This window comes from Rhodococcus sovatensis (assembly GCF_037327425.1).
Classification (GTDB): Bacteria; Actinomycetota; Actinomycetes; order Mycobacteriales; family Mycobacteriaceae; genus Rhodococcoides; species Rhodococcoides sovatense.
The window spans coordinates 4676961-4691344 of record NZ_CP147846.1; the positions used below are offsets into that span (position 1 = coordinate 4676961).

13 protein-coding genes are annotated in these 14384 nt (G+C 63.5%); 8 read left to right on the forward strand and 5 right to left on the reverse strand.

The window, feature by feature from the left end; translation table 11 throughout:
* Positions 1 to 129 precede the first annotated feature (129 nt).
* The 5 genes from WDS16_RS21850 (at position 130) to WDS16_RS21870 (ending at position 6621) form a co-directional block, all read left to right on the forward strand.
* Complete coding sequence (locus tag WDS16_RS21850) at positions 130 to 1812, forward strand: cutinase family protein (RefSeq protein ID WP_338887647.1); 1683 nt, start codon at positions 130 to 132, stop codon at positions 1810 to 1812.
* A 139-nt stretch (positions 1813 to 1951) separates the two neighbouring features.
* Positions 1952 to 2362 (forward strand): VOC family protein, encoded by a 411-nt coding sequence (locus tag WDS16_RS21855; protein ID WP_338887648.1) that lies wholly within the window; start codon positions 1952 to 1954, stop codon positions 2360 to 2362.
* Between the two features lie 76 nt (positions 2363 to 2438).
* Positions 2439 to 4841: an excinuclease ABC subunit UvrA gene (locus WDS16_RS21860; protein ID WP_338887649.1), complete on the forward strand. Its 2403-nt coding sequence runs from the start codon at positions 2439 to 2441 to the stop codon at positions 4839 to 4841.
* 8 nt (positions 4842 to 4849) lie between these two features.
* Complete coding sequence (locus WDS16_RS21865; RefSeq protein WP_338887650.1) at positions 4850 to 5359, forward strand: alpha/beta fold hydrolase; 510 nt, start codon at positions 4850 to 4852, stop codon at positions 5357 to 5359.
* Positions 5360 to 5364: 5 nt separating this feature from the next.
* Positions 5365 to 6621, forward strand: coding sequence for a hypothetical protein (locus tag WDS16_RS21870; RefSeq protein ID WP_338887651.1), 1257 nt, complete (start codon positions 5365 to 5367; stop codon positions 6619 to 6621).
* Positions 6622 to 6626: 5 nt separating this feature from the next.
* Here WDS16_RS21870 and WDS16_RS21875 read toward each other — a convergent pair whose 3' ends face one another.
* A complete protein-coding gene (locus tag WDS16_RS21875; protein WP_338887653.1) occupies positions 6627 to 7205 on the reverse strand; it encodes a dihydrofolate reductase family protein in 579 nt (192 codons plus the stop codon).
* A 79-nt stretch (positions 7206 to 7284) separates the two neighbouring features.
* Here WDS16_RS21875 and WDS16_RS21880 point away from each other — a divergent pair, with 79 nt between their 5' ends.
* The gene (locus WDS16_RS21880) at positions 7285 to 7851 is read left to right on the forward strand and encodes a TetR/AcrR family transcriptional regulator (RefSeq protein WP_338887654.1); all 567 of its coding nucleotides are present in this window, start codon (positions 7285 to 7287) and stop codon (positions 7849 to 7851) included.
* A 1-nt stretch (position 7852) separates the two neighbouring features.
* Here WDS16_RS21880 and WDS16_RS21885 read toward each other — a convergent pair whose 3' ends face one another.
* Positions 7853 to 9388 carry an aldehyde dehydrogenase family protein gene (locus tag WDS16_RS21885; RefSeq protein ID WP_338887655.1) on the reverse strand — a complete coding sequence of 512 codons (1536 nt, stop codon included), beginning with the start codon at positions 9386 to 9388 and terminating at the stop codon, positions 7853 to 7855.
* Between the two features lie 145 nt (positions 9389 to 9533).
* On the opposite strand from WDS16_RS21885, the gene lat reads away from it, so the two are divergent.
* Together lat and WDS16_RS21895 are read left to right on the forward strand one after the other, a co-directional pair.
* The gene (gene lat / locus WDS16_RS21890) at positions 9534 to 10898 is read left to right on the forward strand and encodes an L-lysine 6-transaminase (RefSeq protein WP_338887657.1); all 1365 of its coding nucleotides are present in this window, start codon (positions 9534 to 9536) and stop codon (positions 10896 to 10898) included.
* Positions 10899 to 11012: 114 nt separating this feature from the next.
* Positions 11013 to 11375 (forward strand): PLD nuclease N-terminal domain-containing protein, encoded by a 363-nt coding sequence (locus WDS16_RS21895; protein ID WP_338887659.1) that lies wholly within the window; start codon positions 11013 to 11015, stop codon positions 11373 to 11375.
* A gap of 44 nt (positions 11376 to 11419) precedes the next feature.
* Here WDS16_RS21895 and WDS16_RS21900 read toward each other — a convergent pair whose 3' ends face one another.
* From WDS16_RS21900 to WDS16_RS21910, 3 genes are read right to left on the reverse strand one after another with little or no spacing between them, the layout of a single operon-like run.
* Positions 11420 to 12229 (reverse strand): ABC transporter ATP-binding protein, encoded by an 810-nt coding sequence (locus WDS16_RS21900; protein WP_338887660.1) that lies wholly within the window; start codon positions 12227 to 12229, stop codon positions 11420 to 11422.
* Entirely contained in the window at positions 12226 to 13248 is a 1023-nt protein-coding gene (locus WDS16_RS21905) for a FecCD family ABC transporter permease (protein ID WP_338887661.1), read from the reverse strand. The genes WDS16_RS21900 and WDS16_RS21905 overlap by 4 nt, the downstream gene beginning before the upstream one ends.
* Positions 13245 to 14282 carry an ABC transporter substrate-binding protein gene (locus WDS16_RS21910; protein WP_338887663.1) on the reverse strand — a complete coding sequence of 346 codons (1038 nt, stop codon included), beginning with the start codon at positions 14280 to 14282 and terminating at the stop codon, positions 13245 to 13247. The genes WDS16_RS21905 and WDS16_RS21910 overlap by 4 nt, the downstream gene beginning before the upstream one ends.
* Between the last annotated feature and the right edge of the window lie 102 nt (positions 14283 to 14384).

The window sequence follows — 14384 nt, forward strand, 5'->3', positions numbered from 1 at the left end:
CGGCGTTCCTGCGGCGAATCCCAAGTAACCCACCGCACGGTGTCGGTGCCGGAATGCGCGTGCAACCCGGAACCACCCGTAAGCACAAGCTCGAAATCGCAACGGGAAACGACTGATTGGGATGGTCCATTGTCTTCACGCTTCACGACCCGCAGACCGGCGAACCGGCGACGACTCGCCACGAGTGCTGTCGCGTTCGTGTCCCTGGGAGCCATGGCCGTCGGCGCCGCGGTACTGACGACCGACAAGCTGTCGACATCGGACGCCCAGGTCGAACTCGTATCGACTGCGACGTGCTACGACATGGTCAGCATCGCCGTCGGCGGGCGTGGAGACTCTCCTCGCACCGGTCAAACCAAGATGCTCACCACGCCCGACGGCAAGCCCCTCCCGGCCGCGCTTGCCGACGACTTTCAGAGCGACTGGATCGATCAGATGGTCGGCGCTCCAAACGGCGCAGTGCAGGAAGGCTCGTACGCCGCGGTGTACATCGAGTACCCCGCCGACATGTCGAGCTACGAGGATTCCGTCGGCACCGGCGTCGAGAACACCAAGTCGGTCATGAACGCAATTGCCGCCTCGTGCCCCGATACCCGCTTCGCCATCGTCGGCTACAGCGAAGGCGCGGACGTCACGCGGCGCGCAGCCATGGAGATCGGCAACCAGACACCCGAGAACGGCCAGTACGCAATCGTCGACCCCAACAACGTCGTCGGCGTCGTCATTCTCGCCGACGCGGGACGCACCGACGGTGAAGGTCCGTTCCCGGGTTCGGAATCCGGAACCAATCCCGACGGATTCGACACGAAATACCAGAACGGAACCGGTGGACCCGGCGGCGCAGGCGCACTGCCGTCCACCTCGGGAAGCTTCGGCGCGCTCGACGGCAAAGTTGCGTCGTTCTGCTCGCAGCGAGACCTGACGTGCGCGATGCCCCAGAACACGTCGCTGCTGCATCTCGCAGCGAACGTAGGACGCCAGCTGGACGTCGACACCATGCAACGCGACAACACTCTCACCCCCGCGACGGGCGCCGACCTGGCCATGACCCTGGGCCGCATCGCCGTCGCAGCATTCGCCGACATCACCAGCCAGGACAACTGGCTCGCCGGTGACGAAACGTTCCTCGAAGTGTTGATCAAGGTGTCCGAGCCCGGTTACACACCGGCCGACCCGACCAGCAAGGTTGCCGCCAAGACCGACGAGAACGGCGAGCCGCTTCCCGCGGAAACAGCCGTCAATCTCGCCTACCTACCGTCGAAGGTCGCCAAGGAGATCATCGGATTCATCGGATCCAACACCGACACGGTTTCAGTCGCCATGAACGATCCGTACGGCCAGACCCTCGAACCAGGAACGGGTGCCCACTTCGACTACTGGCGCGATTCCGACGCATCCAACGGCAAGCCCCTCACGTCGGCCCAGTACGCAGCGGCCTGGCTGACCCAGCTTGCCAAGGACGCCGAGGCAGGCAAGCCGATCAAGTCCAAGGAAGTGCAGCAGGAGGCGCGCATGGTCGTGCTGTCCGAAACCACGACTGCCACTACCGCGGCCGCCAGCACGACGACGGCAGCCCCGACGGGGGTCGCCGCTCCGGGCGTCGCAGTTCAGCCTGGCGCCGCGCTTCCGGTTGCCCCGGCCGTCCCCGTCGATCCAGCCCTCCCCGTCGATCCGGTCCTCCCGGTCGACGGCCAGCTGCCCGCTCAGGATCCCGCCGCAGCTTCCGTCGCCGTGACTCCGGGAGCCGCCGCCTCGGTCGCGCCGAACACGGCAGCCGTCCCGACCACGACGACGGTTACCCCCGCTCGGTAGCACCCAGCTGTCCAACCCGGCGCCCATCCATCTCGGATGGGCGCCGAGTTCGTTTCGATCAGGCTCGCTTTTGATCAGGCTCGCTTTTGATCAGGAATCGAGAAGCGGGGACCGGGATGCGCCACTAGCGTTCTCGGACATGGACATCACAATTCATTCCTCGTTTCTCCCCCACGACGACGCCGACGCCGCACTGGCGTTCTACCGTGACCTGCTCGGGTTCGAGGTACGCCTCGACGTCGGATACGACGGCATGCGCTGGATCACCGTCGGACCAGCCGGCCAGCCGAACACCTCCATCGTCCTGACGCCCCCCGCCGTCGATCCCGGCATCACCGACGACGAGCGTCGGACGATCCTCGAGATGATGGCGAAGGGCACGTACGCAGGCCTTCTGCTCGCGACGCCCGACCTGGACGTCACCTTCGACAAGCTCCAGGCAGCCGACGCCGACGTGGTCCAGGAGCCGACCGAGCAGCCGTACGGCGTGCGCGATTGCGCAGTCCGAGATCCAGCGGGCAACCTTCTACGAATACAGGAAGTCCGTTGAGCTGACCGGGCTCCCGCGTCCTGGTTAGATCAAACCCGTTATAGAAGACCTCGCAGACTCGAGCACGCCCAAGAAGATGGAGACAGACGAGATCATGGTCGCACGGACGTCGACCGCAGCACCCCAACCCCACGTTGCCGACAGCCACGATCTCATTCGGGTCAAGGGCGCACGAGTGAACAATCTTCAGGACATCAGCGTCGAGATCCCCAAGCGCCGGTTGACGGTCTTCACCGGGGTGTCCGGTTCGGGGAAGAGTTCACTCGTGTTCTCGACGATCGCCGCCGAGTCACAGCGCATGATCAACGAGACCTACAGCGCCTTCGTCCAAGGGTTCATGCCGAGTCTCGCCCGGCCCGATGTCGACCTTCTCGACGGTCTGACCACCGCCATCATCGTCGACCAGCAGCGGATGGGTGCCAATCCGCACTCCACCGTCGGGACCGCCACAGATGTCAATGCGATGCTTCGGATCCTGTTCAGCCGGATCGGAAAGCCGTATATCGGTACGGCACAGGCATTTTCGTTCAACGTCGCATCGGCGTCCGGTGCAGGTGCCGTGACGGTGAACAAAGGTGGCCGGGAAACCAAGGAGAAGCGGACGTTCAGTGTCACCGGCGGCATGTGTCTGCGATGCGAGGGCAGAGGTTCGGTCAGCGACATCGATCTGACAGCACTGTACGACGACAGCAAGTCCCTCAACGACAGCGCCATCACGATCCCGGGTTACAGCATGGAGGGTTGGTACGGTCGCATCTTCCGCAGCTGCGGTTACTTCGACCCCGACAAGCCGATCGCGAAGTTCACCAAACGCGAACTGAACGACCTGCTCTACCGCGAGGCGACGAAGATCAAGGTCGAGGGCATCAACCTGACCTACCTGGGTTTGGTTCCGCAGATCCAGAAGTCGTTCCTGTCCAAGGATGTCGACGCGATGCAGCCGCACATAAGGGCGTTCGTCGAACGCGCGGTCACGTTCGACACCTGCCCGGACTGCGATGGCACGCGTCTCAACGACGGGGCTCGATCGTCGAAGATCAAGGGAATCAACATCGCCGACGCCTGCGCCATGCAGATCAGTGATCTCGCGACCTGGATCAGTGGCCTGAAGGAGCCGTCGGTGGCCCCGTTGCTGGAGTCGCTGTCGGAGACGTTGGACTCGTTCGTGCAGATCGGCCTGGGCTATCTATCGCTCGAACGGCCCGCCGGCACGCTCTCCGGCGGCGAGGCACAGCGCACCAAGATGATTCGGCACCTCGGTAGTTCGCTGACCGACGTCACCTACGTGTTCGACGAGCCGACCACCGGCCTGCATCCGCACGACATCGAGAACATGAACGATCTGCTTCTGCAGTTGCGCGACAAGGGAAACACCGTCCTCGTCGTCGAACACAAACCCGAGACCATCGTCATCGCGGACCACATCGTCGACCTCGGTCCCGGCGCGGGGACCAACGGTGGAAACGTGTGTTTCGAGGGTACCGTCGAGGGTCTGCGCTCGAGCGACACCATCACCGGTCATCACTTCGACGACCGAGCTGCCGTGAAGGATTCGGTACGCGAATACACCGAAGTCGTCGAAATTCGCGGAGCCGACACGCACAACCTGAAGAACGTCGACGTCGACGTCCCGCTCGGTGTGCTCGTCGTGGTGACCGGTGTCGCCGGGTCGGGTAAGAGCTCGCTGATCCATGGCTCGATGTCCGGTCTCGACGACGTCGTCGCCATCGACCAGGGCGCGATACGCGGATCACGCCGCAGCAATCCGGCAACGTACACGGGGCTGCTCGAACCGATTCGCAAGGCGTTCGCCAAGGAGAACGGCGTCAAACCTGCTCTGTTCAGCGCCAATTCGGAGGGCGCCTGCCCGACGTGCAACGGCAACGGCGTCATCTACAGTGATCTTGCCATGATGGCCGGCGTCGCCATCCCCTGCGAGGAATGCGAAGGCAAGCGCTTCCAGGCCGCGGTTCTCGACTACCACTTCGGCGGCAAGGACATCAGCGAGGTACTGGCGATGTCCGCAGCACAGGCCGAGGAGTTCTTCCGCGACGGCGACTCGAAGCTGCTTGCAGCACACAAGATTCTGACGAGACTGGTCGACGTCGGGCTCGGCTACATCAAGATCGGGCAGCCGTTGACGACTCTGTCCGGCGGGGAACGGCAGCGCCTGAAGCTTGCAACCCATATGGGCGACAAAGGCGGCATCTATGTCCTCGACGAGCCGACGACGGGCCTGCACCTCGCCGACGTCGAGCAACTCCTGGGACTGCTGGACAGGCTTGTCGACTCGGGCAAGTCCGTCATCGTGATCGAGCACCACCAGGCCGTCATGGCGCATGCCGATTGGATCATCGACATCGGCCCCGGCGCAGGTCACGACGGTGGTCGAATCGTGTTCGAGGGGACGCCTGCCGATCTGATCGCCGCAGGTTCCACCGTCACCGGCCAACACCTGGCCGCGTACGTGGGGAGGTAGCGAGAGCAATGGCTCGGCTGATGTTCTTTCACGGCGCAGGCGGATACGTCGAGGATCGCGTGTTGGTCGACGGACTGTCCGACGCACTCGGTATCGCTCCGACAATGCCGCAGCTCCCAGACGAGGACATGTCGTACGAGTCGTGGGCGGGGCCGGTGCGGTCATACATGCGCGAACTGGATCCGGAGGACATCGTCGTCGCACATTCCTTCGGGGCGTCGATTCTGCTGCGGGTACTCGCCGAAAAGAGGTGGGATGTCCCGACGAGAGCGACGTTGCTGGCGATGCCCGACTGGGGCCCCGACGGCTGGGACGTGCCCGAATACGCGTTCTCCGGGCCCGAGCCCGAGGCAGCGCTGTCGCTGCACCATTGTCGGGACGACGAGGTAGTCGACTTCACCCACCTCTCGCTGCACGCAGCACGACTACCGTCCGCCCGGCTCGTCGAGCACCCATCCGGTGGGCACCAGTTTCTCGGAATGATCGGGGCAATCGCTGCTGACGTCAGCGGACAGTAGGTGGTGTGCCCACTCCCCAGCTGGCAGATTCGTATCGGGATTTCTCCAAACCGGTCGAATCACCTGCCCACCTGACGCGCGCATCCCTTACCATCACCCAGGTGGGGGGAAACGAGAATCCGAAGGAGCGTTTGGCACGCCTGGTCATCGAGCGTGTCCAGAGCGAGGGTGGGTCCGATCCGCATCTCGATACCTCCGCATTCGCAGTCAGGTACAACGGCAGCGCCGTGCTCCCACTGGACCATCTCCTTCGGGACACGGCAGATGCGTCCGAACTGGATCTGGAGTCCCACGTCGCACATTTCGTGGCGACGACGATGTCCTCCAACGGGTGGCCGGGAAACTGGAACGACGCCCTTCCGCGGCTCAGGCCGGTTCTGAAGCCGTCGACCTACACGCTCGGATCCCCGTCGGGTCTGCTGCTCTCCCGTCGCGTCTTCCCTCTCGTCGACGAGCTCGTCGTGGTCGACATGCCTGCCCATCGCGAAGTCGTGTCGTGGGAGACGATCGGCAAGTGGGGCGTCGACCCGTCCACCGTGTTCGCCGCAGCGCGATCCAATCTCGCGACGATCACGCAGCACGCTGATCCGACGAAGGGTCGCGCGACTCAACGGCTCGTCGACAAGGGCGGGCAGTACTTCACCTCGTGGCTGCTGGATCCGGGCTGGCTCCAATCTCACCGTCGCCGCTTCGGCTGTGCACCGGTAGCCTTCGTACCGGACGTCGATACCCTCTACGTCGTGCCGAGCGACGATTCCGCGCTGCTCGCCAGGCACTTCCGCCTGATCGAAGACCAGTACACGCATACGTCACGATCACTGTCTCCGCAGGCGTACACCGTCGACGACGCGGGTACCGTCGTCACATACGATCAGGTCCGCCCCGAGGACCCAGGTAGCAGTCGGGCCCGCTGCGTGCACATAGCCAAAGAATATGCAGCGCAGGAGAGTTGGCTCACACGACAATACGAGCTGGATCGGATCAGCTCCGACGTCGCGGCGGCGACCGTCAAGGCAACCTCGTTCGGGCCCCGGACGGTGACGATCTGGGCCGACGGTGTCGACTGCACTTTGCCCCAGACCGATCTCGTCGCGTTCTACCGCGACGGTTCGCCGCCGTTCTACGTGCAGTTCGAGGACGTATCGTCGATCACGGGCATGCGACCGATGGACGGGCTCGACCCCGTCCGGTATCGCGTCCCCGCCTGGCCCCCCGCTGGCATCGTCGAACAGCTTCGTGCGCACAGCATTTCGATCGACTGACGAACTCAGCGGACAATGGTGTACTCGTTGACGACGACACCGGACCCGAAAGGCGTGCTGGCGACGAGGTCGGCGCGACCGACCGCGTAGTCCCGGTCTGCGAAGATTTTCTTTCCCGAGCCCAGCAGTATCGGATTGACTTTGATGATCAGTCGGTCGATCTCGTCGATCAGCGCCGAGGCCAAAACCCCTCCTCCGGCGAGCCAGATGGCACTGCCGTTGTCCTGCTTGAGCTCTCGCACAGTCTCGACCGGGCTCCGATTCGTCACGGTTACCGCAGGTTCGACGCCGGCGCCGATGTGATCGTTCGAGAACACGTACTGCCTCAGATGGCCGTACGGGCCGTTCGACGGGTGCGGCCGTCCGACGTCGTAGGTGTTCCACCCCATGACGACGGTGTCGAATCGCGTCAGCGGCGGTTCGAGGCCTGTCATCTGCAGACCGATCGTCGGGATCGTATCGGTGTACTCCGCCAGGATCATGTCGATGTGGTCGCCCTGTTGCGGGAACGCATCGAAGGTGTCGTCGGGCGCGGCGATGTATCCGTCGAGACTGACTGCCACGTAGTAGACCAATTCACGCATGGTGTTCTCCGATCACGACGGCTGTAGTGAATGCGAACTCAGACTACGACATCTGTCGTGGTTCAGCTAGTCTTTTCGCATGGCACGCAACCCTCAGCGCAGATCCGAGCTCGCCGACGCCGGTCTGCGCATACTTGCGCGGGAGGGCGCACGCGGGCTCACACACCGTGCGATAGACGAGGAAGCGAAGGTACCGAAAGGTACCAGCTCCAACTACTTTCGATCGCGATCGGACGTCATCGCCGGCATGATCGAACGCATCGGAGATCGGCTCGCGCCCGACCCGACGATCCATCGAACACTGGCCTCGAAGACCCCGAGTCCCGAGCTGTTCGGCGACTACATGCGCGACATCGTCGCCCGATTGCTCGGCAATCGCGACATCACGCTCGCTCTGTTCGAACTCCGCCTGGAGGCATCACGGCGCCCGGAAATCAGGGACGTTCTCGGCAGCTGGCAGCGATCCAACTTTCGCAGCGACGTCGAGTTCAACCTCGCCGCCGGCCTACCGGGCGGTGCACGCGAGGTCGCGCTCTTCCACTACGCGATCGACGGGCTGCTGTTCGATCGACTCACATACCCGATCGATCCGGACACCTCGACCGACGACATCGTGGACTCCCTCGTCGCGGGATTGCTGCACTGACCTACCCGAACTCCACACCCTGAGCGAGCGGCAGCTCGTTGGAATAGTTGACCGTATTCGTCGCCCGACGCATATAGGCTTTCCATGCGTCCGAACCGGATTCGCGCCCACCACCGGTTTCCTTCTCGCCACCGAACGCACCGCCGATTTCCGCGCCCGACGGACCGATGTTGACGTTGGCAATTCCGCAGTCGGATCCCGCTGCCGACAGGAACTGCTCTGCCTCGCGTAGATCGGTCGTGAATATGGACGACGAAAGCCCCTGCGGCACATCATTGTGCAACGCGATAGCTTCCTCGAGGGTGTCGTAGGTGAGCACATAGAGGATCGGTGCAAACGTTTCGTGTCTGACGATATCGGTCTGCGCAGGCATCGTGATGACAGTCGGCTGCACGTAATAGGCGTATTCACCGAAGATGTCGACTCGCTGACCACCGGCCCGAACGGTGCCACCCGCGCCCACCGCCGCGTCGACAGCCTTCGCGTATCCCGCAAACGCCGGGGCGTCGATCAGCGGCCCCACCAACGTGTCGGAATCCAGAGGCGAACCGATGGACAGCGATTCGTACGCTCGCGTGATGCGCTCGACAAGTTCCTCAGCGATGGACGAGTGCGCGATGACCCTGCGCAGCGACGTACACCGTTGTCCCGCAGTGCCTGCGGCGGAGAACACTATGCCGCGCGTGGTCAGGTCGAGGTCCGCGGACGGCGTCACGATCGCAGCGTTGTTGCCCCCGAGCTCGAGCAACACTCGGCCGAATCGCTCGGCGACGCGGGGAGCGACTGCGCGGCCCATGCGCGTCGAACCGGTCGCCGACAGCAACGCCACCCGCGAATCGTCGACGAGAGCTTCACCCGCAACCCGGTCGCCGATGACGAGCTGAGCGACCTTGGGATCGACGCCGGCCTTGGCAGCAGCCCTTTCGAACAATGCCTGGACTCCGAGCGCGGTCAACGGCGTCTTCTCCGACGGCTTCCAGATGACGGTGTCGCCGGCGACCAGGGCCAGCACCGCGTTCCACGACCAGACGGCGACCGGGAAGTTGAACGCCGTGATCACGCCGACGACGCCGAGGGGGTGCCACTGTTCCATCATGCGGTGGCCGGGTCGCTCGGTGGCGATGGTGTTTCCGTAGAGCTGGCGGGACAGACCGACCCCGAAGTCGCAGATATCGATCATTTCCTGAACCTCACCGAGGCCCTCGGACACGATCTTGCCTGCTTCGATGGAGACAAGCGCTCCCAGATCGTCCTTGTACTCGCGTAGCAGTTCCCCGAGCTCCCGGATCAGTCCGCCGCGAACCGGTGCAGGGACCGTGGACCACCCTGCGAAGACGGATTTCGCATCGGCGATGACGGCATCGACGTCCGCAACGGTTGCCGCGGCGAGCGAGCCCAGATTGCCACCGGTGATGGGCGAACGCGCGACGATCGGCAGCTGCGACTGCGAGACGTCCAGATCGACGCTCACGCCGAGCCGATCCAGGATCGAACGAGTCCGAACGCTCAACTCATCGTGGGTGACGGGTGAGGACATGTACTTCCACCTTCCGTGTGAAGTCGAGCTGGAGCCAGACGGGGCGAGTCGGCAGCTCTTCCCAATCTAGTCGAAGGCAGTGCGACAGTAAAATTTCCTGCCATAGCCGGTTGCATACGGAATATTAACGGGTATCTTGGCAATCATGACGCAGGTATTGCACTCTCCCGCCATCCCGACCGAACCCACGGTCGTCACCGAACCCACGGTCGTCCCCCCGGGTGCGGTGCATTCCACGATCGGCCGTCACATGCTGGCGGACGGCTTTGCGATGGTGCTCGATCTGGACGCGTCGCGCGGTTCGACGCTCGTCGATGCCCGTGACGGCACCGAATACCTCGATCTGTTCACCTTCTTCGCCTCCAACGCGCTCGGAATGAACCATCCGGCGCTCGTCGAGGACGAGACGTTCAAGGCCGATCTGCTGCAGGCCGCAATGAACAAGCCGAGCAACTCCGACATCTACACCACGGCGATGGCGCAGTTCGTCGACACCTTCGCCCGAGTCCTCGGTGATCCGCGCCTACCGCATCTCTTCTTCGTCGAAGGTGGGGCGCTGGCCGTCGAGAATGCTCTGAAGGTCGCGTTCGACTGGAAGAGCCGCTGGAACGAGGCCCACGGCATCGACCCAGCACTCGGTACCCAGGTCATGCACCTCGAGCATGCGTTTCACGGCCGTTCGGGCTACACGATGTCGCTGACGAACACCGACCCGAACAAGGTCGCACGATTCCCCAAGTTCGACTGGCCCCGCATCCCGTCGCCGTACATCCGCGCCGGTGCAGACATGGATGCACTCGAAGCCGACGCCCTCGCTGCGGCGCGACTCGCTTTCGAGGCCAACCCGCACGACATCGCGTGTGCGATCGTCGAGCCCATCCAGGGCGAGGGCGGTGACAATCACTTCCGTCCGCAGTTTCTGCAGCAACTTCGCGATCTGTGCCACGAGTTCGACGCCCTGTTCGTCGTCGACGAGGTGCAGACCGGCGCGGGCATGACCGGAACCGCATGGGCGTTCCAGCAACTCGGTGTCGTGCCGGACGTCCTGGCGTTCGGCAAGAAGGTGCAGGTCTGCGGAGTGATGGCCGGAGGCCGCGTCGACGATGTCGAGAACAACGTATTTGCGGTGTCGTCACGCATCAACTCGACGTGGGGAGGCAACCTCACCGACATGGTGCGGGCGCGGCGAATCCTCGAGGTCGTCGAATCGGAGAATCTGATCGATCGGGCCGCAGTTCTCGGCGACGCACTTCTGCGACGCCTGCACGAGATGGCCGCTCGCCACGACATCGTGACCGAGGTGCGCGGACGAGGGTTGATGTGTGCCTTCACGCTGCCCGACGCGGCGCTGCGCGATCGGCTCGTCGACGACCTTCGCGACACCGAGCACGTACTCGCGCTTGGATGCGGCGTCAGCGCCGTACGGTTCCGACCGGCGCTGACGATGAGCGAGGCCGATCTGGAGCGGGGGGTCGAGGCGATCGAGCGGTCTCTGCACCGGCTCGTCTGATTCGAACTGCGCGACGTCGCGCGCGTATGTATAGTTCCCCACGCGAAAGACCGACCGGTCTTTCTTGCGGGAGCCTGCAGCGCAGGCGCCCCGCTCGCGTTGGGGAGGTCATACGTGCCATATCTCGGCTTGATCATCATGATCCTGTGGGTGTTCTGCCTGATCGACGTCATCACCGCCGACGACTCAGGTGTGCGTCACCTTCCCAAGATGATGTGGCTACTGCTGGTGATCTTCATTCCGCTCGCCGGTTCGATCGTGTGGCTGTTGGTCGGACGGCCCATCGACGGTGGCATTTGGGGCGGCGCCGGTTCTAGGCAGCGAAGCAACTCTGACTTCCCCGAGTACGACGCGAAGCCGGGCCGAGCCGTCGCAACCAGCCCCGATGCCGACGAGGAATTCCTGCGCCAATGCCGGGCTCGCGCCGAAGAGCAGCGTCGGGCAGCGCGGAACCAGAAAGACTCGGAAGACAACTAGCTCCGCCGCAGCCGGGCCAAGGCGGCTCCGCCGCAGTGGCACGGTTAAGTGCGTTCCGATGCACTCATTCGTGCCACTGAGGGTGGAACCCGCCTTCTCCGGTACGTGACCTGGGGATACGTACCAGTGTCGTCGAGCCCTACGTCGGCCTGCACGTTGTACACATCCTGAACGAGTTCTTTCGTGATCACCTCCGCCGGAGTCCCGACGGCCACGATCGTGCCCTCGCGAAGCACCACGATGCGGCCGCAGAACATCGCCGCCAGATTCAAGTCGTGCAACGCGATGAAACTCGTCAACGGCAGATCCGACACCAACGCCAGGATGTCCAATTGATGTTGGATGTCGAGGTGATTGGTCGGCTCGTCGAGCAGTAACTCCGTCGGCTCCTGAGCCAGAGCCCGCGCAATCTGAACGCGCTGCCTCTCTCCGCCGGACAGTGTGTGCCACATCCGATGAGATTTCGACGTCATCCCGGTCTGTTCGAGCGCACGCGCGACAGCGCGAGCGTCCACCGCCGAATCACCGCCGAACATGCCCTGGTGCGGGATCCGCCCCAAACTCACCACGCCCTGCACCGAAATGTCGACGTCGGTGTCCGAGTGCTGATCGACCATCGCGATCCGTCGCGCTATCTGCCTACGTCGCATCGACTTCATCGCCGAGCCGTCCAGTGTCACCGTCCCCTCGTCGGGTGCGACGATGCCCGCCAAAATTCGTAGCAGCGAGGACTTTCCCGATCCGTTGGGTCCGATCAGGCCCACCGTCTCACCGGGCTTCGGGTCGAAGTCGACGCCGCCGAGGATCGACTGCGAACCCCTCGACCAGTGAATTCCGTTGGCTCGAATAGTCATCGAGTCCTCCGCATCCGGTACAGAATCATCGCAAATGCAGGTACGCCGATCAGCGCAGTCACCACTCCGACCGGAATCTCCTGCGGTTGAAAGACAGTTCGCGCGACTGCATCGACCCACACCATGAAGATGGCTCCGACGAGCACCGTCGTCGGCAGCAGTCTGCGGTGGGCGGCTCCGACTAGGAATCGTGCCGCGTGCGGTAGGACGAGGCCGACGAATCCGATGGCGCCCGCGGCACTGACGAGCGTCGCGGTAATCAAGGCCGTGAGCACGAGCAGCAATAGCCGAATCCACTTCACCGACACACCGAGGGTGGCTGCGGCATCGTTACCGAACGTGAAGGCGTCGAGCGCAGACGAGTACAGAAGACATATGACAATGCCTACGGCACAGACGAATCCACACATCGCGACATCTGCCCAGTCTGCGCCGGCGAGCGAACCGAGCAGCCAGAACAGAATCCCACGCGTCTGCTCGGCGTCCGCCGATGAGATTACGATGAACGAGGTCAGCGCCGAGAAGAGCTGAGTGCCTGCGACTCCGGCGAGAACTACTCGATCTGTACCGCCTCCGGCTCCTGCTGCAAGCAACATCACCAGTACGAACGAAAACACTGCGCCGAAGAACGCACCTGTGGACAAGGACAACACACCGCTGCCGATACCGAGCACCGCCACCAGCACGGCACCCGTCGAGGCGCCCGAAGAGATGCCGAGAACGAACGGATCCGCCAGTGGATTACGAAGCAGCGACTGCATGATCGCCCCGCACAACGCCAGACCGGCACCGCAGATCGCAGCCAGCAGAGTTCGAGGAAGCCGAAGTTCCCAGACGATGCCGTCCTTGATTCGGCTCACGTTCGAGTTCCCGAACCCCAGGTGCTCGAGCACGATGCGATACACATCGGACACCGACAGATTCGCCGGACCGATCGTGATCGCGAACGCGATCGACAGCGTCAGAACTACGGAACCGACAAGCAGCAACGGCAGCAGAAGGCTCCGCCTGGCTGTCAATTCGCCAAGCCCCAGCCCTGCAGTGCGGCCGCCACCTTTTCGACGCCGTCGACTGTGCGGATCGACGGGTTCAGATCGGCGCCGTTGACGACGATATAGCGCTTGTCGACGACCGCCTGCAGTCTCTGCGTCACCGGATCGGACTCGAGAAACTCGATCTTCGAATCGAGGGCGTCGCCGGCCAGTGTGCGACGGCTCAGATCGGCGAGCACGAATGCGGTGGGGTTGCGATCCGCGACCGACTCCCAACTCACCTGAGGCCATTCGTCGGTGGTGTCGGAGTAGATGTTCTGTGCGCCGACCGAATTGGTGATGATGCCGGAGGATCCGCAGCAACCGGCCATGTACGGGGTCGCGGTGTCGGCGAACCAGTAGACCAGCGAGGTGCCGGATGCCGTGACCGCCCCCGATGCCGCATCGAAGCGATCCTGCAGTTCACCGATGAAGCGCTCGCCGCGTTCACGTACGTCGAAGATGGCCGCGAGATCGCGAATCTCCTGATAGACCGTGGCTATTTCGAGGGGATCGGTCCGCGCCCCGTCGGAGTTGACGCTCTCGTCGGTCTTGCCATTGCAGTCCGTCGGCGAGAGATAGTTGGGGACGCCGAGTTGCTCGAACTGACTGCGATCGGCGACGCCCCCCGGGCCGAGCGTGCCGCCGAACGACGCCGACACGAAGTCCGGTTCGGCGTCGAGGACGACCTCGAGGGCAGGCTTGTTGTCCGCCAGACGCGGAACTTTGGCATTGTCCGACGCCAAGTTGTCGCGAACCGGATCGGTCCACGTCGCGGTTCCGACCATCCGATCAGCGAGCCCGAGGCTCAGCAAGATCTCGGTCGAACTCTGATTGAGCGAGACCGCACGCTGCGGAGGAGCGTCGACGACGACATCCTGCCCGCAGTTGGTGATGGTCAGCGGGTAGTTGGAGTTGTCGTCGGTTGTCTGGGCTTCGGTGGTCGTCGAGCCCGAGGAGCAGCTCGACAGGATCATCGCCGCTGCGAGTGCAACGACGGACAGGGAGGTGCGCTTGGCCATGAGAAGGGCGGGAACTTCCTACTAGGGGCTCGTCTCGCGGAGCCTTGATCGAAAGATCGTGGTGAGCAAGCGATCGGACTTCTGTTCGTGAACGAGACAGTT

Coding starts and splice junctions, on each gene's coding strand:
- WDS16_RS21855 (WP_338887648.1), top strand. CDS start 1,952: ATGGACATCACAATTCATTCCTCGTTTCTCCCCCACGACGACGCCGAC.
- WDS16_RS21860 (WP_338887649.1), top strand. CDS start 2,439: ATGGAGACAGACGAGATCATGGTCGCACGGACGTCGACCGCAGCACCC.
- WDS16_RS21865 (WP_338887650.1), top strand. CDS start 4,850: ATGGCTCGGCTGATGTTCTTTCACGGCGCAGGCGGATACGTCGAGGAT.
- WDS16_RS21875 (WP_338887653.1), bottom strand. CDS start 7,205: ATGCGTGAATTGGTCTACTACGTGGCAGTCAGTCTCGACGGATACATC.
- WDS16_RS21880 (WP_338887654.1), top strand. CDS start 7,285: ATGGCACGCAACCCTCAGCGCAGATCCGAGCTCGCCGACGCCGGTCTG.
- WDS16_RS21885 (WP_338887655.1), bottom strand. CDS start 9,388: ATGTCCTCACCCGTCACCCACGATGAGTTGAGCGTTCGGACTCGTTCG.
- lat (WP_338887657.1), top strand. CDS start 9,534: ATGACGCAGGTATTGCACTCTCCCGCCATCCCGACCGAACCCACGGTC.
- WDS16_RS21900 (WP_338887660.1), bottom strand. CDS start 12,229: ATGACTATTCGAGCCAACGGAATTCACTGGTCGAGGGGTTCGCAGTCG.
- WDS16_RS21910 (WP_338887663.1), bottom strand. CDS start 14,282: ATGGCCAAGCGCACCTCCCTGTCCGTCGTTGCACTCGCAGCGGCGATG.